Raw genomic sequence first — 22,128 nt, 5'->3', positions numbered from 1 at the left:
ATTTTTCATGCAAAAAACTACAAAACATCAAAAACTAAATCTCCTCCAGGTGTTTCGAGGACTTGCCGCAGTCATGGTAATACTTGCTCACTGCGACTTGATATTTAATCAAAATTTCCAAAAAGACTTTTTCGGCAAAATCTTTAATTTTGGTGGTTCAGGTGTAGATTTCTTCTTTGTTTTGAGTGGATTTATTATCTTATATATTCATCAATCAGATATTGGGAATAGAAGCAAGCTGAAGTCTTTTTTTCTTAAGCGAGTTACCCGAATTTACCCGATTTATTGGGTAGTTTTGACACTCAAGTTATCCGCTTCTTTATTCTTTGCTTATGATCCTGACACCAGTCAGAGAAGTATTCTAGAAATATTCAAAGCTTTTATCTTATTTCCTCAAAGTCAAGAAATTCTCTCAAGTAGCTTTCTCGGTGTTAGCTGGACATTGAGTTTTGAGGTTTTCTTTTATATCGTATTTGGTTTATTAATTGCCTTAAAACCAAAATTCTGTTTTCCCATAGTTTTCACATGGTTATTATTGACATTTTCACATTTTCTCGGAATTTTTGATTTGCCCAAAGACAGCTTTATGCTTGGTTTTCTTTTCAACGAACATAATCTTGAGTTTTTTCTCGGTTGCCTAGCAGCTTACGTTGTATCTAAACATAAAATTCCTCAAGAAATGACTTTAATTTGTGTGGGGGCTTTTTTATATACTTTAGGAGCAATCAATTATTACTACAAACTTGTAGATATATCGTCTGTAATTTCCTTTGGTATTCCTTCGATGCTTTTGGTAGTTGGTTCTACATCTCTAGAAATGAGGAAAAATGTACATGTAAATAAGTTTTTGATTTATATAGGAAATGCATCATATTCTATTTATTTAATACACGGATTTGTTATCAATAATATTACCAAGTTTTTCCTGAAAGTTGCTCCTGATATTACTCAAAATCTTCTGATTTTAAATATACTGGGATTGATAATTGCTTTCATAGCTCTTTTATTTGGATGTGCTGTTTATTCTTATATTGAGAAACCATTGCTTTCAATTGTGAAACCGAAATTAGCGACAACGTAGTCAGCGCTACCCCAATACGGTTCGGATAAGAAAATTCGATAAACCAAAAACCTTGTAGAGACGCAAGGGTATCGCGTCTCTACATACCCTAAATCACTACGAAAAATCCTTAAACGAACCGTATTAAGCGCTACCCTACGGGAAAGCTTTTCTTAGAAACGCTAACAGTGCTTTAAAAAATCATTTCGTTAAATTATAGATTTGATATTAGGGGTAAGGAGAGCGCTGAAGCGCTCACTACGAATTCAATTTTTCAAATATATGAAAATTATGAACCAGGAAATACTTGATACTAATAATGCCGCAATAACGTCACATGAAAGGTGTCATCGAGTTGTATTAGTTCATCCGAGTGCGGGAATTAATTGGAGTGGTGGATCTGAGATTTTTGCGATAGAATTAACCAAGCGATTGAGTGCCTACTTTGACGTTGAACTGTTAAGTGGAGCTGACTGCGGTTCTTTTTGTCATCCTACTGGTGGTATTTCTCGCGTTCAAGCTTATAGTGCGGTACGACATCCGTTAATTGCATCATTAGTGCATCGATTTGCCACTCATCCGGAAATCGTTATCGAGCATCTTACCAATTTTCTACCTTGTGCTTTTCATTTATTACGTCGCCGCGCAGATGTAATATTTCCCTGTAATGATTATGGTGGGTTAGGGATGGCGGCTTTTGTTAGAGCTTTAATTGGTACACCGATTCTTTTTACCGAACATGTGGGATTAATGGGGGATGGACTTTCATTAAAACGCAACCTGCGTTTTCAACCCGATCGCTTGGTGGTTTTTTCCCAAGCAATGGCAGATTTTGTTCATAGTCAAAAACCGAAGCAAGTTGTTAACGTTATTCCTAACGGTGTAGACCTTAATCAATTTACACCGTTAGGAACTACCATCGATTTTAATTTGGCGAAACCAATCATATTGTGTGTAGCTTCTTTAAAGCGCAACAGCCATAAACGCATTGAACTTGCCATGCAAGCAGTAGCGCGACTACCCCACGCTAGCCTTTTATTGTGTGGTGATGGATGCGATCGCTCTTACTTTCAATCTCTCGGTGACGAGTTACTCGGTTCCCAACGCTTTGCTATCTGCACATTTCCCTATGAGCGAATGCCAGAAATCTATCGCAGTGCAGATGTATTTACTCTACCTTCTATTGATGAGCCATTCGGATTGGCTTATATAGAAGCAATGGCAAGTGGTTTACCTGTGGTGGCTACTGACGACGAAATGCGACGTTACATTGTCGCTGATGGTGGGATCTTGTGTGACGTAACTAACCCAGATATTTACGCGGCTGCACTGGCAAAAGTTCTCGATTCAAAAAAAGAAATACAACCACGACTGAACGCTATGCGCTTTAGCTGGGATGGGGTGACATTAAGCTACCGCGACGCGATTTTAGAAACGATTGCACAATCAAAACAAACTTATTAAATGGAGGGTTTGATATGCCTCATGTTTCTGTAATGATTCCGTTTTATAATGCTCTTGTTTATCTTCCAGAAACAATGGAGAGCGTTTTCAAATTAAATGAAGGATCTTATATGCCTAAAGTTTCTGTAATTATCCCGGCTTACAATGCTCTTGCTTATCTTCCAGAAACAATAGAGAGCCTTTTTAAACAGACTTTTTCTGATTTTGAAGTGTTAATAGTTGATGATGGTAGTTCCGATGGAACTGCTGGATGGGCAACGCAAATCACAGATCCACGAGTGAGAGTAATTTACCAAAAAAATCAAGGTTCATCTGTTGCGAGAAATACAGGTATTACTGCCGCGAAAGGTGAATATATCGCGCTTTTGGATGCTGATGATTTATGGGAACCAACCAAGTTAGAAAAGCAGGTACGTTTTTTAGAACAAAATCCCTCAATAGGTTTAGTAGATACCTGGACGATTTTAATTAACCAAAAAGGTAAATCTACAGGAAGAATAATTGTTTCTTCTGCTGAGGGTGATGTTTGGAAACAACTTGTACAATTTAAACCTGTTTGCTGTTGTGATAGTACACCTTTGATTCGTCGTAGTTGTTTTGATAATGTTGGATTATTTAATCCAGATTTACCTTTTCTCGAAGACTTAGATATGTGGATTCGTCTTGCGGCTCGTTATGAATTTGCCGCAATAAAAGAACCTTTGGTTCGTTATCGACAACATCCTCAAAGTAAGTCTAGTAACTGTAAAGGAACTTTAGAAGCTTTTCGGACAATTATAGAACAAGCTTTTGAATTTGTACCCGCTGAAGTCCTACCTTTAAGAGAGAAAGGATATGGTCGCCTTAATCTTTATTTAGCTTGGAAAGCGATTAATAATCAGGATTTTGCACAGGCAAGTCATTATAATCATCAAGCGATCGCTCATCATCCACAACTAATTTTATCTTGGGATTTTATCCGTCAAAGTATTGCTTTGTCGCTGCTCAAATTGCTAGGTTCACAAACTTATGACAGAGTGCGATCGCTTGTGCAAACAATCCGATGCAGCCCTGGCAAATGGAATTCCCGGAGTTTACGCGCACACAAACAAAGTCCGGATGGTGCGCGGACTTAAGAAAAAACAGTAATTTCAACTTGATTTGGTATTAATTACCAAAGTAGACAATTTGAGAGATAAAAACATGCCAAAAGTATCTGTTGTTGTTCCCGCATATAATGCAATGAAATACCTCCCGGAAACCGTGGAGAGCGTCTTGCAGCAAACTTTGACTGATTTTGAAGTATTGATTGTTAATGATGGTAGTTCCGATGAAATTGTGGAATGGGGTTCTCAAATAACTGACCCCAGAATCAAGGTTATTTCCCAGGAAAATCAAGGTACGGCTGCGGCACGAAATAAAGGAATTACTGAATCTCAAGGTGAGTATATTGCCTTTTTAGATGCTGATGATATTTGGGAACCGACTAAGTTAGAAAAACAAGCAAATTGTTTAGATAATAATCTTTTAGTTGGTCTAGTTGATGCTTGGACAGCTTACATGGATGAAAGTGGTAAGCTCACAGGCATAGTTATGAGGCACACTGAAGAAGGTGATGTCTACAAAAAGGTTTTTGAAACATGTGATAGCTCGGTTTGCTGTGGAAGTTCACCCATGATTCGCCGTTCTTGTTTTGAAACTCTTGGCTTATTTGATGAAAATAGCTACATCGAAGATGTGGATATGTGGATTAGAATCGCCGCTCGTTATTACTATGGAGTGATCAAAGAACCCTTGGTTAGATATCGACAACATCCTCATAATAAATCAAAAGATTGCCAGTCGATGTTAGAAGGTTTCCGGCGATTGATCGAGAAAACATATCGAACTTTGCCAACAGAAGTGTTGTATTTAAGACCGCAAAGCTATGGAAGATTGTATGTCTTTCTTGCTTGGAGGTCTATAGATAACAAAGATTTCCAACAAGCGGCACATTATCGCAACTTAGCGATCGCCAACTATCCGCAACTACTTTTACGACCTTGGTTTATGCGTTTGAGTGTAGCGATCGCCGCACTAAAATGGCTGGGATCTGAAGGTTATGAAAAAGTGCGATCGTTTAATCGTTCTTTACGTCGGCGTTTGTCATTTCGTGCAATTTAAGGAATTGGGGAATGGGGAGACAAGGGGGGACAAGGGGGAGAAACCCCAATGCCCCATGCCCAATGCCCCATGCCCCATGCCCCATGCCCAATTCCTAATATCTAATCGCTTTTTGGAGTAACTGTGGGACTGCGAAATCAAGTTATTAAGGGTGGAGCTTTACTGGTTATAAGACAAGCTCTGGGAATATTACTCAGCCTGATAGGAGTAATATTTATTACGAGAGTTATTGGACCTGCCCAGTACGGTTTGTATGGAGTAGGTTATGGAATTGTCAGTTTTATAGGTGGTTTGGGTATATGGGGTTTGGATGTTTATTTATTACGCAAAACCAGCAACCCAGAGCAAGAAGATTATGACCAAGCGTTTACTCTATTGCTATGTTTTGGTGGAACCTCTGCACTGAGTTTGGTATTAGGGCAACATATTATTGCTCAAATGCTTAACCTTCCAGAAGCAGCACCCTTTTTGGCGGCTTTGGGTTTGACTTTACCTTTATCATTGTTAAATATACCTTTAACAATTAAACTCGACCGCGACTTAAATTTTCAGCGGGTGGCATATATCGAGTTAATCAGTCAAATTAGCTACTATGCGATCGCGCTGCCACTAGCGCATCAAGGATCTGGTGCTTGGGCGCCAACTGCTGGTTTGTGGCTTCAGCAAATCAGCATGGTTGCGCTGACTTATTCGAGTACTAAACTTCGTCCGCGCTTATGCTGGAAGCCAAGTTTGATTCGGGAGATGTTGAAGTATGGTTTAAGCTATTCTAGTTCAACTTGGTTATGGCAATTGCGATCGCTTGTCAATCCAGTCATTGTCGGACGTTTTGCCGGTGCTGAAGCTGTGGGTTTTGTTTCTCTTGCCATTCGTTTAGTCGAAATGCTTTCTTTTGCTAAGTCAGTAACTTGGCGTTTAGCTATGGCAGCCCTTGCTAAACTCGAAAATGACAAAACTCGCCTGCGTCATAGTATTGAAGAGGGAATGCGTTTGCAAGCGTTAGCAGTTGGCGTTCCATTGGCAGGTTTTGCGCTACTCGGTCCGATGGTATTATTACTGATTTTTGGGAAAAATTGGACTCCAGTGCTGCAAGTCTTTCCATATATTGCCGTTGGCTATCTTTCCAATTCCATCTTCAATTTACATTGCTCAGTACTTTATCTGCTGGGTAAAAATTTATTAGTTGCTTGGTTTCATGCAGCTCATGTTGCACTTTTTGCCGGTGGTGCATTTTTCCTAGTACCGCAAATGGGAATAATTGGTTATGGCTGGGCTGAAATATGTGCATTAGCTAGTTACCTACTACTTCATATATATATAGTCAAAGAATTGGGCAATTTAAATTACACTAAAGCTCTTATTTGGTACGGCATCACCATCGCTGTTTTAGTTTTAAGTACATTACCTGGTTCAGCTCGTTACCTGTCTTGCTTGTTGCTACTGCTTCCACTATTATCAACCAAAGAGAGAAATACCCTTGTCGGCTATTTACAAATTTTGAGGTCTTGACAAAAAAGGCGCTTAGGTTAATCTAAGCGTCCTAGCTACAATGTAATTGAAGTTAGGACGCTTAGATTACAAAAGTTTTCAATCTACTGAGATTTGGTTATGCCCCAATACGCTTGGTGTTAAGCCTAAAATCCGAGTGTAGAGACGCGAAATTGAACTTCGTCCCGCTTCGCTAACGCGTCTCTACAGGTCAAAAATCAGTACAAAACAAAACTATGAACATTAAACTTCCTTTCAGTTATCAAGAAATTGTTGATGAACTAGTTAATTTTACCGATTTGCCCAGACAGGAAGTAGAACATAGAGTGTGGATGCAGGCTATAGGTGAAGGAACCGTAATTCAAGAAGCAAAGCATTTTGGAGTAACTCCCCATCAATATGACGACAAGATGGAAAAACTCTACAAAGAAGGACATGGATTAATAATTGAGACTATGGTTTTTTGGGCAACAAAAGAAAGACAGCTTTGGATTCAACAAGCGATTGAAAGGATTCGCTTATACGCCCAAAAGAATGCTCGATCACTTGATGATTTAACAATTCTCATGTTGGGTGACGGCACCGGCAATGATTCTTTAGAACTTGTTAATAATGGATTTAAAATTAACTATTTCGACATCCCTGGAAGTAAAACATACGAATTTGCGACAAAGCGGTTTGCCCATTACGATTTGATCGGCGATCGCGTAAATATTATCTCTGATTATAATTCTTGTCTTACATCTCAATATGATGTTGTGCTTTCTTTTGAAGTTTTAGAACATTTGACTGACCCCATTACCGCTATTAGAGATATTAACTCTATGCTGAAAACTTCCGGCATCACCATAATTACAGAAGCATTTTCTGCTGTTTATGATGTTTTTCCTACTCATTTAAAGTCCAATTTAAAATTTGCTAATCAGACACCTTTTCTCTTTTTAGAAAAGAAAATGTTAATGACTTGGTATAGTCAAAAAACATTTTTTAAGTTTAAACCAATGGAGTTTGTTAAAAAAGAAAAAATATCAATTAAAGATTTTATCTTTCTTTTAAAAGATGCCCAAATAAGGCGACCATACATAGCTGCAAAAATAAGAAAATTATTCACTTTTGGTTCTTGATATAATCTCACCAATTTGTTTGGGTGAAAGGGGAAAGGAAAAAAGGGTTTTTTTAAGAGGGGTAAAGGTTCACGAAGAGGGGAAAAGGTTAAAGGGGAAAGGGGAAAGGGGAAAGAATTTAGAGGAGGATTGTGACCTCCCCTTGGGGGAGACCTCAATCATAAGGAGGGGGCTTTGAACCCGTATAGTAGGAAAGGAAAGAAAAAAGTTTATGCGTGTTGTGAATAACTTCTTAACCTTTCCCCTTTCCCCCTCTTTCTCATGGTTTACCGATACCCACCACGATTTACCGGGCAAGTAACTGTTAAATGGAATGCTTTGTTGGAGCTTTCTCCACTGCTGTTAAATGTTCCAACAAACACAGCGTTAGGATTACCACGGCGCAGACCCACTACAATTTCTCCTGTTTCCGGATTTTCTAGAGCAGGTTCTCCAAGAGTTGCATTGTAGATGCAATTGCTTACATTTTGTGGAAATTCTACCTCATATGCTCCTGTATCAAGCAAGCTTGATGATACTGCTCCTAAGCTACGAGCAAGAGTGCCATCACTGCGGACTACTGCACCTTTTATATTTACGAAGCCAAAAGGGGAACCAGAAGGTTTATTATCTTTAGAACTTTGCGCTACTGAATTTGGTTTTGCAATGGGTTTGGGTAAAGCCTGAGCGATACCACAGGTAAGCAAGCTACAACCCAAACCAAAAGATATAAACATAGATTTACGAAACACGATCAATCTCCTTCTTTATGAGCAGTATTTGAGAAAAAATTTGAACCTATAAAGGCACAGCCTAGTCAAGTTAAATCACTTATACTGACATCAGAAAGTTTATAATCAAACAGGACTTTTATATATATATTTTTGTGAAGAAGCAATGCGATCGCTCAAATAAAAAGTCAAACAAAGTCGTGGTGTTTCATAATCTCTTGACAACGAAACACCATGAATTCTTCGAGTTCACCGTTATATCTTGGGGAACAATTAGCTACAATCTCGTTTATTATATGATGTCCGTTTAATTAACGTTAATAAAAATATTGCAACCGTCGTAGAGACGTTCCGCTGGAACGTCTTTAGTGTGCAACCATCGTAGAGACGTTCCGCCGGAACGTCTTTACAGCGGAACGTCTTTACAGCGGAATGTCTTTACACTGGAACGTCTAAACTAATTCTTCAGTTTCCAATCGGGGGAGCAAGAGCAACACGGGGAATTCCACCGCCACCAACACTGCTTGCTGTATTGTTATCGACAATTTGCAACGCTTGAAATAGCTTCATAAAGTCGTCCTGAAATTGTCCGCTTTTACCCTCGAAATCATAGCCGAAGGTGTTGCGAAACTCATCCACAACTCCTCTTTCCATTGCGAGGTAATGAGCGTCCCAACCGGCATCATCAACAATATAAGCACCGTAATCTTGCAAGGCATGAAATAGTTTTTTAGCCGCAGGTGTTTGCAAGTTAAGACTTTCTTCGGTTTGGCTGGGAAGAATTGCTAAAAGCGCTCCTTGGACAAGGGCGGGGTTTTTACCATGATACTGCTTGGCGGCATTGGCATCTGCACGATCTGCGGGCCAGCGATACCCAGGATTAGACTGAGAGTAATAATAATATTTTTCTCCCCAAAGAAGAATTTTCAATGCATGATGAATTGGCTGATTGCTGGTGAGTTCACCTTTGCGAACAGAGCCACCAATCGCAGAAAGACCAGAACCAAAATGCGCTCCACCTATTCCTTCTCCGTAAATGTCAACGTCCGGATAACGCCAACCATAAATTGAACCTCCGGGTTGACAACGAGCCAGGGGTTCAAGCTGCACTAAAGTTTTACCATTTGGCATTAAAAAAGCACTCGCATTATTGGGAGTGCTGTAAGGCTGACTCGTGGCATCTTGAACAATTAAATCGTGTGGAATGGGTAGCCACAATTCCATAGGTTTAGTGCCTGTACAGCGCCCTTCACCCCAAGCACCAGGACTATAAATTGGATGGTAGGGGTCGTTTGCTTTGAGTTTGTAGAAGTACTCCTCATCTGCCGCAGTATAACCTGCCTTATCGATGCCGGCAGGTATGTATTGGGCATTTGAGCCTATGGGCATATTCCAAGGGGATGTGGATGAAAAGGGTTGGAGAAACTTGTCTCGTGTAAGAGTCTGGCTGGGAGTTGGCAGACAACCGAGAGCAAGAGTGACAATTACACTCGCTAAGAATATCAGTAAAGTAGATAACTGCAAGCGCCTGATCAAATAGGGAAAAAAGCTCATGAAATAGTCTATCTTGTGTTTCCAAAGTTCAATATATTTGGTAGATACACAGAATGTCATGAGCATTATTTCGGATTGCCTATTTAGTCACTTATATGTATTTACACTAATACTTAAGACGGCTCTAATCATTGAAAGCCTTGCTATGAGTGGATTACCGCTTATTATGAGCTTGGAATACATAGTTGGGAAGTGAGATTATAGACCATTATTTTATCTCAACTTTGTCTTCAAAACTTCAGATACATTCTGCAACAAAATCTCGCGTACTGAATCCAAATTGTTTGACTTTGATGACTCAGTGAGAGATTTTGTTTTCAACTGATTTGCATCGGGCTTTTCAATAGATAAAGCCTTTGCTAATTGCTGATAAAGCGTTGGATTTGTGGTAATATGAAAGGCTAACTCTTGTCCTACCTCTTTCAATCGTTGTGGTAACTGAGTTTCTGTTGTTTGTAACAGTTCTGCCAGAGTTGCAAGAAGTTTATTGCGATCGCCAGCTACCGCGATAAAATTATCTTTTGGTTGACTGTCGGTTAGTTGGTTTTCAAACAGATGGGTGAAAGTTTCTAGCCTACCGTTGTCTATAGCTGGATGTTGTTGTAAGGCGATCGCTGGTGCAAAATTAGTACCACTAACATTATCAGGTAATGGTGCGGCAAGAACTTTCTCTGTATTGACAATTCCTGCACCAAATTTATCCGGCTTCCATGTCGGGAACTTTTCGCAACTATCCCGCAGAATCTGATTAAAGATAAAAGGAATCTTTTCGGCACCATAGCGCTTAATTAACTCCTGTCGTCCATGATACGATAGCCATAAAGCCGCTACACCCGCAACTATTGGCGCCGAAAATGAAGTCCCGGAGCCTTGAAGTATATTATATCTAAATTCATTATCTATCTTATCAACTTTCGCATACCAAACTTTCTCAGCAGGTGCGGTAACATCAACTTGATGTCCTTGGGATGCACCTGACCAAATCTCACGCAGTACATTGCTACCAGTTACAGCAATCACTTCATCATAGGCAGCGGGCCAAACTACGTAGGGAATATAAGTCCCAGATGCTGCTACTATAATTACGCCTCGTTTTTGAGCATAAATTATCGCAGTCCGCAGACGTTGGTTAAAGAAACCAGTCCCTAGACTGATTGACAAAACATGAATATTATTATCTGCCGCATACTCGATCGCTTCAGCAAGATTTTGCACACTTAATAATACCACTGAATAAGAAACTCGCAGAGGTACTACTTTTGCACCAGGTGCAACTCCTGTAACAGCTTTCCCACTCAGATAATCGCCTTGCGCTCCTCTGGGACTGATAAGTACACTTGCTGTTGATGTCCCGTGACCGGGATTATTTACAACTTGACCAAAAGGTCTTTCTAATTCATCTTTTGGGTCTTTGTCTTTCTTTAGAAAATCGTAGCCTTTTGCCAAAAGCAGATTACGAATAATTTCTGGATGTTCTGAATAACCTGTATCCGGCAGCCCGATAATAATATCATGTCCTGGCGGTCGCTGCGGGTCAGGGAAAAAGCGCGACCATGCTTCAAAAACGCGAATTTGTTTGAGACTCCATTCTACATCACTGCTTTGTTCTTCTATTTGACCTTGAGTGTCACCTATCGGTTCTGATTGGGAATTATCAGCTAGGGGAACCGCAAACAATGGCTGTGCATCCACCACTCCTGGTTGCGATCGCAGATGATATGATTTATCCCAAGCATCCTTCACCGATAAAACTTTCTTCTTGAGAGTGACTTGAAACTCAGTCTGATTGTCACCAACTGATTTCACCTGACCATCTAAACCAAAAGCTTGAGTCACAACTTCCTGGACTCTTTTCTTTTGTCCTGGCATTACCATCTCAATAAAAAAGCCTTCAAACTTAGGAGTCAAGTTATTTGTGTTGTTTAAGCGATCGCTAACCATAAAATGGGGACTGGGGATTAGGGACTAGGGACTAGGGGATCGGGACAAAGAATCCTACTTTATATTTACGCAAAAAAAGGAAAAGGACAGAAGCAAGAAATATAAAAATCTCTTTCCCAGTCCCTAGTCCCTAGTCCCTAGTCCCTAGTCCCTACCCACTTCAAACACAACACGCGAAAATCATCACCACGGGCTTCAAAATTAGGATACTGGTCAAAACTTGCACAAGCTGGAGATAGTAGTACAACAGACGCTTGATGTGTGAGTGCTAAGGATGGCGATCGCTTAACCGCATTTTCCATTGTTTCCACAACTTCGTAACTATCATACCCCACCTCTTCTAAACGTTTAGCAAAACTTTCTGCCGCACTACCTATAAGTAATACTACAGAAGCTTTCGCCTTAATTTTTGCCAGCCACGCTGTATCATCCCCAGCTTTCGCTTCCCCACCGGCAATCAAAATCACCGGAGCTTGCACCGATGCTAAACCAACTTCCGCAGCGTCGTAGTTAGTTGCTTTGCTGTCATTGATAAAATCGATATTTTCCCAAGTGCAGATATGCTCAAGACGATGAGGAACGCCAGGGAATTCACGAATTGCAGCAGATATAGCCTCTTTTTCAATTCCTGCCAACCGCGCTGCTGCTACAGACATTAGCAGATTTTGCTGATTGTGTTCGCCTACCATCCGCAAAGCTGATACTTCAACTATGCGTTCATCTTCTTGTAGAGACGCGATTAATCGCGTCTCTACAACCCAACCATCTTCTATATAAAAGCCTTTTTCACCAATTAGATGCTCTTTACCTTTAACACTTGTCCAATAAGCGTTACTCCACTGACTTAAACCAATCTTGCTTAAATATGCGTCATCCCCATTCAAGACTTGTAACTGAGATTGATGCAACAATTTAGCTTTGATATCGTAATATTTCTCTAAAGTTTTATGACGAGCAAGGTGATCTGGTGTAAAAGTCGTCCAAACACCGATGCGGGGAGCAACAGTATTAGAAGATTCTATTTGATAACTGCTAAATTCAGCAATTACCCAGTCAATTGGTAGAGACGTTCCAGTGGAACGTCTTTCCCCTTGTGCCCCATCTTGAGAAAGTGCAACTTCGCAAGCTGCCAAGCCGATGTTACCGCAAGCGGGGGCGTTAAAACCGGCGGCTTGAAAAATTGCGGCTGTTAAGGCTGTGGTGGTAGTTTTACCATTAGTGCCAGTAATTCCTACCCAAGGTATAGATTGTAAATGACGCCAAGCGAGTTCCATTTCGCCGATAGTTTCAATTCCCAATTCTCGCGCTTTGACTAATAGCGGAATATCCCAAGGTACACCAGGACTAACAACAATTAACTCTGGTAAATCTGCATCATTCAAGTCGAGGGAATACCCCAGTTTAACAGTTATTGCTAGGGCGGCAAGTTCTTGTTGCTGGTGAAGGAAGTTTTCGGAGGTATTACGTGAAGCAAGGATATCCGCATTAGCAGAATCACTAATCACCACCTCCCAATCTTCCTTTTTCAACAATCTCGCCGCAGCAACACCGGACTTTCCGAATCCAATTACATGAGCTTTGGACATAGACTGTAGCAGTTATCCCTGGTTAAGTGTCACTATGGTAGCGTTTATTGGCACATTTTACACAAAATTTTGTTGCCTAAACTATAAATTTTTGACGACGGCGCCAAAATCAGCTAAAACACGAGCATGATTGCGAAGTAATCCCAGCAAATGTAATCGGTTGCGCTTGATTTCGGGATTTGAATCCATTACTAAGACACTTTCTGCACCATCAAAAAAGTTGGTAACAGCAGGAGCAATCTTTTCGAGTTCTGTTACTAGCTGTCGATAGTTGCGCGATCGCTTTGCGGATTCTGTTTCTGGCACTAACTCGATTAAACCATTATACAAAGCTTGTTCTGAGGATTTTTGAAATAGTTCTGGGTTGATTGTAGCTGTAGGATTAAGCTGGATAAAGTCCAAATCGCCTTGTGCTGCTAACCGAGTTGAACGGTTCACAGTTTCATAGATTTGATCTAATGTGCCATCGTTGCGAATTTGTTGCAAAAATAAAGCGCGATCGCGTACATCCAATAAATCTATTAAAGCGCGATCGGCATATTCTGCGTCGTTTTCTCCCAACACTGCATTCACTAAGTCGTAATCAATAGATTTTTCTTCTTGTAACAGTGTGCGTATGCGTTGCCGAAAAAAGTCTTTTAATGCTGTAACTAACTTCCCTGCATCTTTATTGTAAGTTGTGGCAAAGTTACTTGCTATCACCTCAATTAATTCTTGCAAGTTAATTGCCAAATTTGCAAACCAAGTAATATTAACTATCGCATTTGCTGCTCTTCGCAAAGCAAAGGGATCAGATGAACTTGTGGGTATCATTCCCAAACCGAATATACTTACCAAAGTATCTAGTCTGTCTGCCAAACCGACAATTTGACCTGTGAGAGTTTCAGGTAAGTTATCACCTGCACCTTTTGGTAAATAATGTTCAATAATTGCGGTTGCGACTTCTGGAGATTCTCCGCTTTTCGCTGCATATTTTTCTCCCATAATGCCTTGCAATTCTGGGAACTCATACACCATTTGGCTTACCAAATCGGCTTTACAAAGCAAAGCTGCTCTTTGAATGTTGTTAGTTTCTTCTGGAGTTAATTGCAGTTGGGTTGTAATTGCTGCGGCATTTTGACAGATTCGATCAACCTTGGCACGCACCGAACCTAAATCTTCTTGAAAGGTGACTTTTTCCAATTGCGGTAAAAAGCTTTCTAAAGGCTTCTTTAAATCGCTGTCGTAGAAGAACTTCCCATCAGCTAAACGAGCGCGAATAACTCTTTCGTTCCCCACAGCAATAATATCTGATTTCGCGGGATCGCCGTTGGAAATCGTGACGAAATAAGGAAGTAACTCTTTGCTGTTGGCTGATTTGAAGACAGGGAAATAACGTTGATGACTCACCATCACCGTGGTAATCACTTCTGTAGGAAGTTCTAAAAAATCAGCTTCAAATTTACCGACAACCGCTGAGGGGAATTCCACCAGATTTGTGACTTCTTCTAACAAATCGGGGTAGATTTCTACGTGTCCATCGAGATTTTGTACAGATGAAAGAACTTTCTCTTTAATTGTAGTTGCGCGTTCATCGGCATCAACAATCACAAAAGCCGAACGTAACGTGGTAAGATAATCACTAGCTTGGGGAATAGTGACTGGTTGTGGATGTAAGACACGATGAGTATGGGTTAAGCGATCGCTCTTAATCACCTCAGATCCATTATCCAACTCAATTGGTAGCACCGCATCATCCAACAAAGCCACCAACCAACGAATCGGACGGGAAAACCTCACATCACCATCACCCCAGCGCATCAACCGCTTACCTTCCAAGTTGAAAATCCACTCCTTGACAAATTCCGTCAAGATTTCTGCTACCGGACGTCCGGGAGTCTTTTTTCTCACAAAGATAAATTCCCCCTTCTCTGTGGGACGAATTTCAAAATCAGCAACATCTACACCTTGCTTTTTTGCAAACCCTGACGCTGCCGGTGTTGGTTTACCATCTTTAAATGCAGCTTGTGCAGGGGGACCCTTAACTTCTTCTTCTTTGTCTGGTTGCTGCGCTGGTAGATTTGTAATTAACACAGCCAAACGTCGGGGAGTACCGTAAACTTCCACCGCATCGCTAGTTAGGTTGTGTGTTTCCAAACTTTGGGGGATGCGCTGTTTCCACTGCTTAACAGCGCTACTGACAAAGCTTGCGGGTAATTCTTCTGTACCGACTTCTAATAAAAAATTAGGCATAGAACACTATTGTCAAGGAAACCGTGGCTTAACTATATTACAATACCCTTCAGTTAAGCCCGAAATCCTTGTAGAGACGCGATTAATCGCGTCTTGAGAAAATGTGGCGATCGCATTGTATCGAGTCACAATCGCATTGTATCGGGTGACAATCGTATTGTATCGCGATCGCATCGCATTGGATCGGGTGACAATCGAATTGGATCGGGATGCAATGGCATCGGATCGCGATCCAATGGCATCGGATCGCGATCCAATCGAATTGTATGGGGATGCGATCGCATTGCAGGGTATTACCAATGAGTAAACACCATGAGCAAACAATATAAAATTTATCTTGATGCTTGTTGTTTTAATCGTCCGTTTGATGATCAGACGCAATCCCGTATTTATTTAGAAGCACAGGCAGTGATGACAATTCTGAGTAAATGTCAATCAGGGACTTGGAAACTTATCAACAGCAGTGTTTTAATTGCCGAATTGAACCAAATACCTGATTTAGAAAGACTACAAAACGTCAAAAAATTACTCGACATTGCTAAAATAAAAGTTATTAATAGCGGCTTCATTGAAGACAGAGCAGCCCAACTCCAAAGATTAGGATTCTCAAGCTATGATGCCACCCACATCGCTAGCGCAGAGAGAAGTCAGGGTGATGTATTTCTCACAACAGATGACAGACTCTTCAACAAAGCTAAAAAAAACTCTCAATTAATTAACGTATTGATTAATAATCCCATTCAATGGCTAGCATTCGTAATACAAGCCGAGGAAAACAATGATGAAAACCCAAAATGAAATTATCAAACAGGGCTACGATGCGTTAATCAATTCTCTGGGAATTGCCGATACTATTCGGTTTATTCAATACTTCAATCCAGGTAAAGGAGATTATACCAAAGAACGTCATCAATGGCTAGATGAAAAAACTTTGACGGATGTGCTGGTAGAAATGAAACAGTTATCCGAAGACAACACCAGTCAATATGACGAAATTATTGAGTAAGCGTTTGTTCTCAGCAGATAAGTGACTTATTGACACTCCCCGCGATAAATCGACGGGGATTCTTGGTTCAACGAGACCACTTAAACTAGGTTCCTTGCGTTACCTAAAGATAGAGGTGGGACTCTCCCCAAGCGTTAACTTTGGGTATGCCCTACCCTAGTTGCATTGCTGCAAGTCCTATTTAATTGAAACGATTTGTTCCAAAATTCTGAGTCGTCTAGTTCCTATGAATCTTTTACCTACTGCTAGGAAGAAACTAGAACAATGCAGTAGAACCGCATAGATTCAGTTATCAAGGTACAGATTGCCGTTAGGCAGTTAGGTTTTTATACAGGTTGATTACCATTCCTGTTGGAAATAAGATAACACATAATGTCACTGGGGGATAAATCCCCCACATGGCTTTCATCCCCGACTTAAAAGACATTAGAACCTAAAAACCCAAAAAGTTTTTAGGTTCTAATTTCGGGGTTTTCAGCCAACATCTTTATAAAATAACGAGTCGTCGTCATTCTTCTTTATCTGCGTCCATCTGCGTTCATCTGCGTTTGCTTAATTCTTTGATGTATGGCACCCAACTGATAACTGTTATATGCGATCGCATTATAAACTCGTAGAAACCCCGACGATTAAAATCGCGGCTACATAAACAAAGTCCGCCTGCGCGGACTAATCTGAAAAGATGGTTTCAAATATCATCTGGCGAGAGTAATAAAAGAGCGCTAATTAGCCCACGTAGGTGGGCTTCGTTCCTGTAGCCCCAGGCTTCCAGCCTGAGGGTGATTGCTCTGTGGTTAATACAATTGTTTCCTGAACAACAGAAGATATTTAACCAACTTATATTATATCAACAGCGGCGTATCATCATCTTGTGCTTTCTCCCATGCTCAAAACTGCCCGCAAAATTAGCAAGCTTTCCCCCTTTTTCCTTTTCCCTTTTACATTATTCCTTGTTCTCCTCCTCTCCTTCTCTTGGGTAAGTGCCAAAGAAGCACCCAAACCGAAGCCGCAACCGTGGCATATTGATGGTATATTAGCGGCTCTTGACGATGGCTATCCGAAAGTGCAGAAACTTGCTTTCAGACAATTAGCTGAATATGAAGCGAAAGATTTGAAAGCTCTGCCAAAGAAACCGGAGGATATTGCCCAGAAAGCTGCCAAAATCCTCAAAGATGAAAAAGTTAACTCTGACGTTCGTGGCAGTGCAGCGTCAGCATTAGGGAACTTGGGAGAAGCGGGGGCAAAGTACGCACCCGAAATCCTCAACATCCTCAAAGATGAAAAAGTTAACGCTTACGTTCGTGGCAGTGCAGCGTCAGCATTAGGGAACTTGGGAGAAGCGGGGGCAAAGTACGCACCCGAAATCCTCAACATCCTCAAAGATGAAAAAGTTAACGCTTACGTTCGTGGCAGTGCAGCAGAAGCATTAGGGAACTTGGGAGAAGCGGGGGCAAAGTACGCACCCGAAATCCTCAACTTCCTCAAAGATGAAAAAGTTGACGCTCGCGTTCGTAGCAGTGCAGCGTCAGCATTAGGGAACTTGGGAGAAGCGGGGGCAAAGTATATTCCCGAAATCCTCAACATCCTCAAAGATGAAAAAGTTAACGCTTACGTTCGTGGCAGTGCAGCAGAAGCATTAGGGAACTTGGGAGAAGCGGGGGCAAAGTACGCACCCGAAATCCTCAACTTCCTCAAAGATGAAAAAGTTGACGCTCGCGTTCGTAGCAGTGCAGCGTCAGCATTAGGGAACTTGGGAGAAGCGGGGGCAAAGTATATTCCCGAAATCCTCAACTTCATCAAAGATGATAAAGTTGAGGCATCCGTTCGTGGCAGTGCAGCGTCAGCATTAGGGAACTTTGGAGAAGCGGGGGCAAAGTACGCTCCCGAAATCCTCAACTTCCTCAAAGATGAAAAAGTTGACGCTGACGTTCGTCGCTATGCAGCGTTAGCATTAGGGAAGTTGGGAGAAGCGGGGGCAAAGTACGCACCCGAAATCCTCAACATCCTCAAAGATGAAAAAGTTAACGCTTACGTTCGTGGCAGTGCAGCGTCAGCATTAGGGAACTTGGGAGAAGCGGGGGCAAAGTACGCACCCGAAATCCTCAACTTCCTCAAAGATGAAAAAGTTGACGCTATCGTTCGTGGCAGTGCAGCGTCAGCATTAGGGAACTTGGGAGAAGCGGGGGCAAAGTACGCACCCGAAATCCTCAACTTCCTCAAAGATGAAAAAGTTGACGCTATCGTTCGTTACCGTGCAGCGTCAGCATTAGGGAACTTGGGAGAAGCGGGGGCAAAGTACGCACCCGAAATCCTCAACTTCCTCAAAGATGAAAAAGTTGACGCTTACGTTCGTGGCAGTGCAGCAGAAGCATTAGGGAACTTGGGAGAAGCGGGGGCAAAGTACGCTCCCGAAATCCTCAACATCCTCAAAGATGAAAAAGTTGACACTAACGTTCGTAGCAGTGCAGCGTCAGCATTAGGGAAAATCAAACAACTAGAGTTGACAGAGGTTGTTGTAATTCTAAATAATGTCTATGAGCCAAATGAAAAATACTTGAATTGGCGTTTCTTAACCTACTTCCTTGGTGGTGGTACTAATGAAGTGAAAACGCTGCTGACATGGCTTGGCAATCCTGACAACAAACCTACCCCCACCCAATTGAATCACGACAAAGGCGTTAAAACTCTCAATGTCTTTCTCAAAGCTTGGGAAGCAAGTAAGACTCAGAAGCTTCAGCGATTACAAAACGACTTAGCAAAGCAAATAGGCAATGTTGTTGCTAACAAAAAAGTCTCATGGAAAGCACAAGATATTATCTTACTTCAAAGTCACCACGACAACCTGAAAAAAGACAGATATAACGAAGCGGATACGGTGCAGTCGGTGATTAATGAGCTCGAATATTGGAAGTGGTTCTTCGGTGCGAGAAACATTATCCTTATTCATATTACCTTTTGGCTTGCCCTTATCTTTGCTTACCCAAAATTTCCCCAAGTTCAAGCAATCTTCTTCTGGAACCCTTGGGTACGTCGCATTCTTGGTATGGGTTACGTCGGCTTTATCCTTGCTTGGGTTCCCTTCTTACGTCGCAAACTATTTGAACCATTTAAATTTTCCCTCCTAGCAGATGCAGGATTAAACAATTTTAATTCCCAAGCATATTTCCCCCAATCCGGCATTGTAGAGACGCGATTCATCGCGTCTTCATCCCAAAACATCGCGTCTTCATCCCAACAAAAACAAATCCCATTAATTACCCAAGAAATTCCCAGCATCAAAGGGCAAATCGTCCTAGAAGGCGATTCTGGATTAGGCAAGTCAATGTTTCTCCGCCATCTGGTAAAATCTTCTCAAACAATTGTCGTTTATCTGCCGGCGCACAAATGCGATAAAGGTGTAATTGAGGCAATTCAAGCAAAGCTGCACGGACAAGCACAAGACGCCGAGTTTCTGAAAAACCTGATTTACAGCGGTGCCATAGATATTTGCATCGATGGACTGAACGAAGTTACAGCAGACACACGCGCCAAAATTACCCAGTTCGTCGAGAGCTACTTTCGCGGTAACATCATTATGACTACCCAGCCGCTAGAGTGGATACCCCCCTCAACGGCAAAAATGTATTACTTGCAACCTTTAGAACGTCAACAAATTGAACAATTTTTGATTACCCGACAGCAGCGACTACCTAAAGATGCGAAAATACAAGGTACTGCTTACGAGCAAGCTTGCAAAAACTACTTGAAAGAAGCCTTCAACCAACAGCAATCTCGCGAAGAGTTAGAAGCAGCACAACGAACTCTTTCCAATCCGATGGATTTAACTTTGGTTGCTCAAATGTTATCACAAGGCAAGCAACCTGATTTGTTTCGCCTGCAAGAACAGCAATATAAAGAAATGGCAGCAGAATACTTGCAAGAATGGAAGCATGAATTTCCCTTGAAAAAGTTCTCCGAAGCTGTCTACCAAATGCGACTCAATGATGAGAAAGCTTTATCTGGTGAACTTTTCCACCAAGAATTACAATCGATGGAAGATGAGAAATATAAAATGGTTGTTAGCCGTCAGTGGCTAGATGAAAAAGGAGAACCGAAGAAAGAATGCTACTTCCGCCATGATAAAATTATGGACTTCTTTCTAGTACAAACCTTTCTCGGCGATGGTGACGCAGCAGAACAACGCCTGGTTGACCACATGAGCGATCCGCGCTTTCGTGGTGTATACTTCTTATTAGCAACTTTGCTACCGTTGGATAAAGCTAAAGCTCTGCGAGAAGATTTGATTCAATACGCTGCCAACACGAAGGATCATACAGTGAGTGATACGTTTGTGCAGTTGTTGCGCTCTAGATAATTTTAAACGCAAAGGTACGCAAAGGGAAGCGCAAAGGTACGCGGAGGTTTTGTATAGTTAATGATATAAATATTTATTCTTGTGGCGATCGCATTATAAATACGTAGTAAGCACGAAGAGTGCTTTCTTTATTAAGCGCTGAAGCGCTTACTACGTATTTATAGCGGTTCTTGGTTCAGGACTTACGCACGAGTCATGGAAAAGCGAAGCGCGATCGCACTCAACTTACAAACTATTTACTTTTGGGAATCACATTTCTCATCCCACCTTTAGCACCAACGGTATCACTTTTGTAACGAGGGATGATATGAATACTTGCGTGCATCATATTTTGACCCGCATCTCGATTAATATTCATCCCCACATTAAAACCATCAGGTTTAAATTTTTGGGTGAGAATTTCTTGTACTTTATTAACCATCAGCCAGCAAGCAGATTGCTCTTTCAATGGTAGCTCAAAATAATTACTCACATGGCGTTTAGGAATAACTAAAACGTGACCTTTATTTACAGGATAACCGTCAAACATTGCATAAGCAGTAGCAGATTCGGTTAAAAAAGTTAGATGAGTATAAGGATTACAAAATATACAATTATTGCTTGAATTTCTTTGACGATTATAATGAACATACTCGTAAATCTCACAGTTATCGTCTAATTTAAGAGAATTAAAGGGAAGTTTCACACTACACTGATAGGTAGGTTTCTTATGGATATAATGTTCTCGAAAACCTTCTCTTTTTATATCTCTTATAACAGCATAATACGCTTTGCCCTCCGGTTTCAATAGGTGTGATACTCCCATGAGAACATTTGCTTGTTCTTCGGGAAACAAAACATTTAAAACATAAAAACAAATTATTGTATCGAATTTTTCATGAGGATGTTCTGGAAAATAATAAGGATCGTATCCTGTAATATCGAAGCCTTTTTGTTGTAATAATTTAACATCATTCCCCAAGCCACAACCAAAATCTAATATTTTACCTTTCAGCAGGTCTTTTTCTAATAAAAACTTTGCCGGAAATGATAGATAAATTCTTTCTATTGCAGTGAGGTGACTGAATTTGTTTTTTTGCTTTTGCATATTCTTAACCTTTCCCCTTTTTTCCTTTCCCCCTCCCAGATTGGTGAAGTTTCTCAATCCAATAAGGAGATACTTTGCTTCTTTTGACACAAACAGGATATTTTAAGATATGCACTATGTATATATTTTTAGCTCAGTACAAATACGGCAATATTTGAAATTTACCATACAAGGAAAAGAGCGATCGCTCTTATTGATTTCAGCAAGCGATCGCCTGTATCTAACAGATTAAGTGTTTAATAATAAAAGTGTTACCAAATAAGCGGGTCAAATTAAATATAAAACCTCACCCTACCAACCGTTTCCCTCTCCTTCTTAAGGGTGAGGTTTTATCTTATATTTAGTTGTGCCTCTGTACTTAGTTACCCTCAAAAGTAAGG

At 41.0% G+C, this 22,128-nt stretch carries 18 protein-coding genes; 12 read left to right on the top strand and 6 right to left on the bottom strand.

The features are described from left to right. Positions 1-7: 7 nt before the first annotated feature. The 7 genes from TOL9009_RS0135200 (at position 8) to TOL9009_RS0135175 (ending at position 7,278) form a co-directional block, all read left to right on the top strand. Positions 8-1,081, top strand: coding sequence for an acyltransferase family protein (locus tag TOL9009_RS0135200; RefSeq protein WP_029638132.1), 1,074 nt, complete (start codon positions 8-10; stop codon positions 1,079-1,081). A 270-nt stretch (positions 1,082-1,351) separates the two neighbouring features. Next, positions 1,352-2,524 carry a glycosyltransferase gene (locus TOL9009_RS0135195; protein WP_029638130.1) on the top strand — a complete coding sequence of 391 codons (1,173 nt, stop codon included), beginning with the start codon at positions 1,352-1,354 and terminating at the stop codon, positions 2,522-2,524. 14 nt (positions 2,525-2,538) lie between these two features. Beyond that, on the top strand, positions 2,539-3,639 hold the full coding sequence (locus tag TOL9009_RS41535; protein ID WP_063628734.1) for a glycosyltransferase family 2 protein: 1,101 nt from the start codon (positions 2,539-2,541) through the stop codon (positions 3,637-3,639). A 67-nt stretch (positions 3,640-3,706) separates the two neighbouring features. Continuing rightward, positions 3,707-4,666: a glycosyltransferase family 2 protein gene (locus TOL9009_RS0135185; protein WP_029638128.1), complete on the top strand. Its 960-nt coding sequence runs from the start codon at positions 3,707-3,709 to the stop codon at positions 4,664-4,666. After that, positions 4,656-4,787: a hypothetical protein gene (locus tag TOL9009_RS49905; protein WP_260676011.1), complete on the top strand. Its 132-nt coding sequence runs from the start codon at positions 4,656-4,658 to the stop codon at positions 4,785-4,787. The genes TOL9009_RS0135185 and TOL9009_RS49905 overlap by 11 nt, the downstream gene beginning before the upstream one ends. 2 nt (positions 4,788-4,789) lie before the next feature. Next, positions 4,790-6,175 carry an oligosaccharide flippase family protein gene (locus TOL9009_RS0135180; RefSeq protein ID WP_029638125.1) on the top strand — a complete coding sequence of 462 codons (1,386 nt, stop codon included), beginning with the start codon at positions 4,790-4,792 and terminating at the stop codon, positions 6,173-6,175. 215 nt (positions 6,176-6,390) lie between these two features. Then, positions 6,391-7,278: a class I SAM-dependent methyltransferase gene (locus TOL9009_RS0135175; RefSeq protein ID WP_029638123.1), complete on the top strand. Its 888-nt coding sequence runs from the start codon at positions 6,391-6,393 to the stop codon at positions 7,276-7,278. Between the two features lie 266 nt (positions 7,279-7,544). Here the strand turns inward: TOL9009_RS0135175 and TOL9009_RS42445 are convergent, their stop codons facing one another. The 5 genes from TOL9009_RS42445 to glyS form a co-directional block, all read right to left on the bottom strand. Continuing rightward, the gene (locus TOL9009_RS42445; RefSeq protein WP_144238458.1) at positions 7,545-8,009 is read right to left on the bottom strand and encodes a hypothetical protein; all 465 of its coding nucleotides are present in this window, start codon (positions 8,007-8,009) and stop codon (positions 7,545-7,547) included. A gap of 444 nt (positions 8,010-8,453) precedes the next feature. Then, positions 8,454-9,602: a hypothetical protein gene (locus TOL9009_RS0135160; RefSeq protein ID WP_242055619.1), complete on the bottom strand. Its 1,149-nt coding sequence runs from the start codon at positions 9,600-9,602 to the stop codon at positions 8,454-8,456. A gap of 153 nt (positions 9,603-9,755) precedes the next feature. Continuing rightward, positions 9,756-11,483, bottom strand: coding sequence for a S8 family peptidase (locus TOL9009_RS0135155; protein WP_029638116.1), 1,728 nt, complete (start codon positions 11,481-11,483; stop codon positions 9,756-9,758). A gap of 137 nt (positions 11,484-11,620) precedes the next feature. Further along, complete coding sequence (gene murD, locus TOL9009_RS0135150) at positions 11,621-13,069, bottom strand: UDP-N-acetylmuramoyl-L-alanine--D-glutamate ligase (protein WP_029638114.1); 1,449 nt, start codon at positions 13,067-13,069, stop codon at positions 11,621-11,623. 81 nt (positions 13,070-13,150) lie between these two features. Then, entirely contained in the window at positions 13,151-15,301 is a 2,151-nt protein-coding gene (gene glyS, locus TOL9009_RS0135145) for a glycine--tRNA ligase subunit beta (protein ID WP_029638112.1), read from the bottom strand. Between the two features lie 103 nt (positions 15,302-15,404). On the opposite strand from glyS, the gene TOL9009_RS0135140 reads away from it, so the two are divergent. The 4 genes from TOL9009_RS0135140 to TOL9009_RS0135125 all read left to right on the top strand — a co-directional run bounded on the left by TOL9009_RS0135140 (position 15,405) and on the right by TOL9009_RS0135125 (position 20,661). Then, positions 15,405-15,608, top strand: a complete 204-nt coding sequence (locus tag TOL9009_RS0135140; RefSeq protein WP_029638110.1) for a hypothetical protein — start codon at positions 15,405-15,407, stop codon at positions 15,606-15,608. A 5-nt stretch (positions 15,609-15,613) separates the two neighbouring features. Beyond that, positions 15,614-16,099 carry a PIN domain-containing protein gene (locus TOL9009_RS0135135; protein ID WP_029638108.1) on the top strand — a complete coding sequence of 162 codons (486 nt, stop codon included), beginning with the start codon at positions 15,614-15,616 and terminating at the stop codon, positions 16,097-16,099. After that, positions 16,083-16,307: a hypothetical protein gene (locus TOL9009_RS0135130; protein WP_038298287.1), complete on the top strand. Its 225-nt coding sequence runs from the start codon at positions 16,083-16,085 to the stop codon at positions 16,305-16,307. Before TOL9009_RS0135135 ends, TOL9009_RS0135130 begins: the two co-directional genes overlap by 17 nt. Positions 16,308-17,190: 883 nt before the next feature. Continuing rightward, positions 17,191-20,661, top strand: a complete 3,471-nt coding sequence (locus TOL9009_RS0135125; RefSeq protein WP_029638104.1) for a HEAT repeat domain-containing protein — start codon at positions 17,191-17,193, stop codon at positions 20,659-20,661. Positions 20,662-20,893: 232 nt separating this feature from the next. Here TOL9009_RS0135125 and TOL9009_RS0135120 read toward each other — a convergent pair whose 3' ends face one another. After that, on the bottom strand, positions 20,894-21,748 hold the full coding sequence (locus tag TOL9009_RS0135120; protein WP_029638102.1) for an HIT family protein: 855 nt from the start codon (positions 21,746-21,748) through the stop codon (positions 20,894-20,896). Positions 21,749-21,857: 109 nt separating this feature from the next. Here TOL9009_RS0135120 and TOL9009_RS49900 point away from each other — a divergent pair, with 109 nt between their 5' ends. Continuing rightward, positions 21,858-21,980, top strand: a complete 123-nt coding sequence (locus TOL9009_RS49900; RefSeq protein ID WP_260676010.1) for a hypothetical protein — start codon at positions 21,858-21,860, stop codon at positions 21,978-21,980. Positions 21,981-22,128 lie beyond the last annotated feature (148 nt).

Source organism: [Scytonema hofmanni] UTEX 2349 (genome assembly GCF_000582685.1).
In the GTDB taxonomy this organism is placed as follows: Bacteria; Cyanobacteriota; Cyanobacteriia; order Cyanobacteriales; family Nostocaceae; genus Hassallia; species Hassallia hofmanni.
This window is presented reverse-complemented; position numbering and strand designations above follow the sequence as displayed.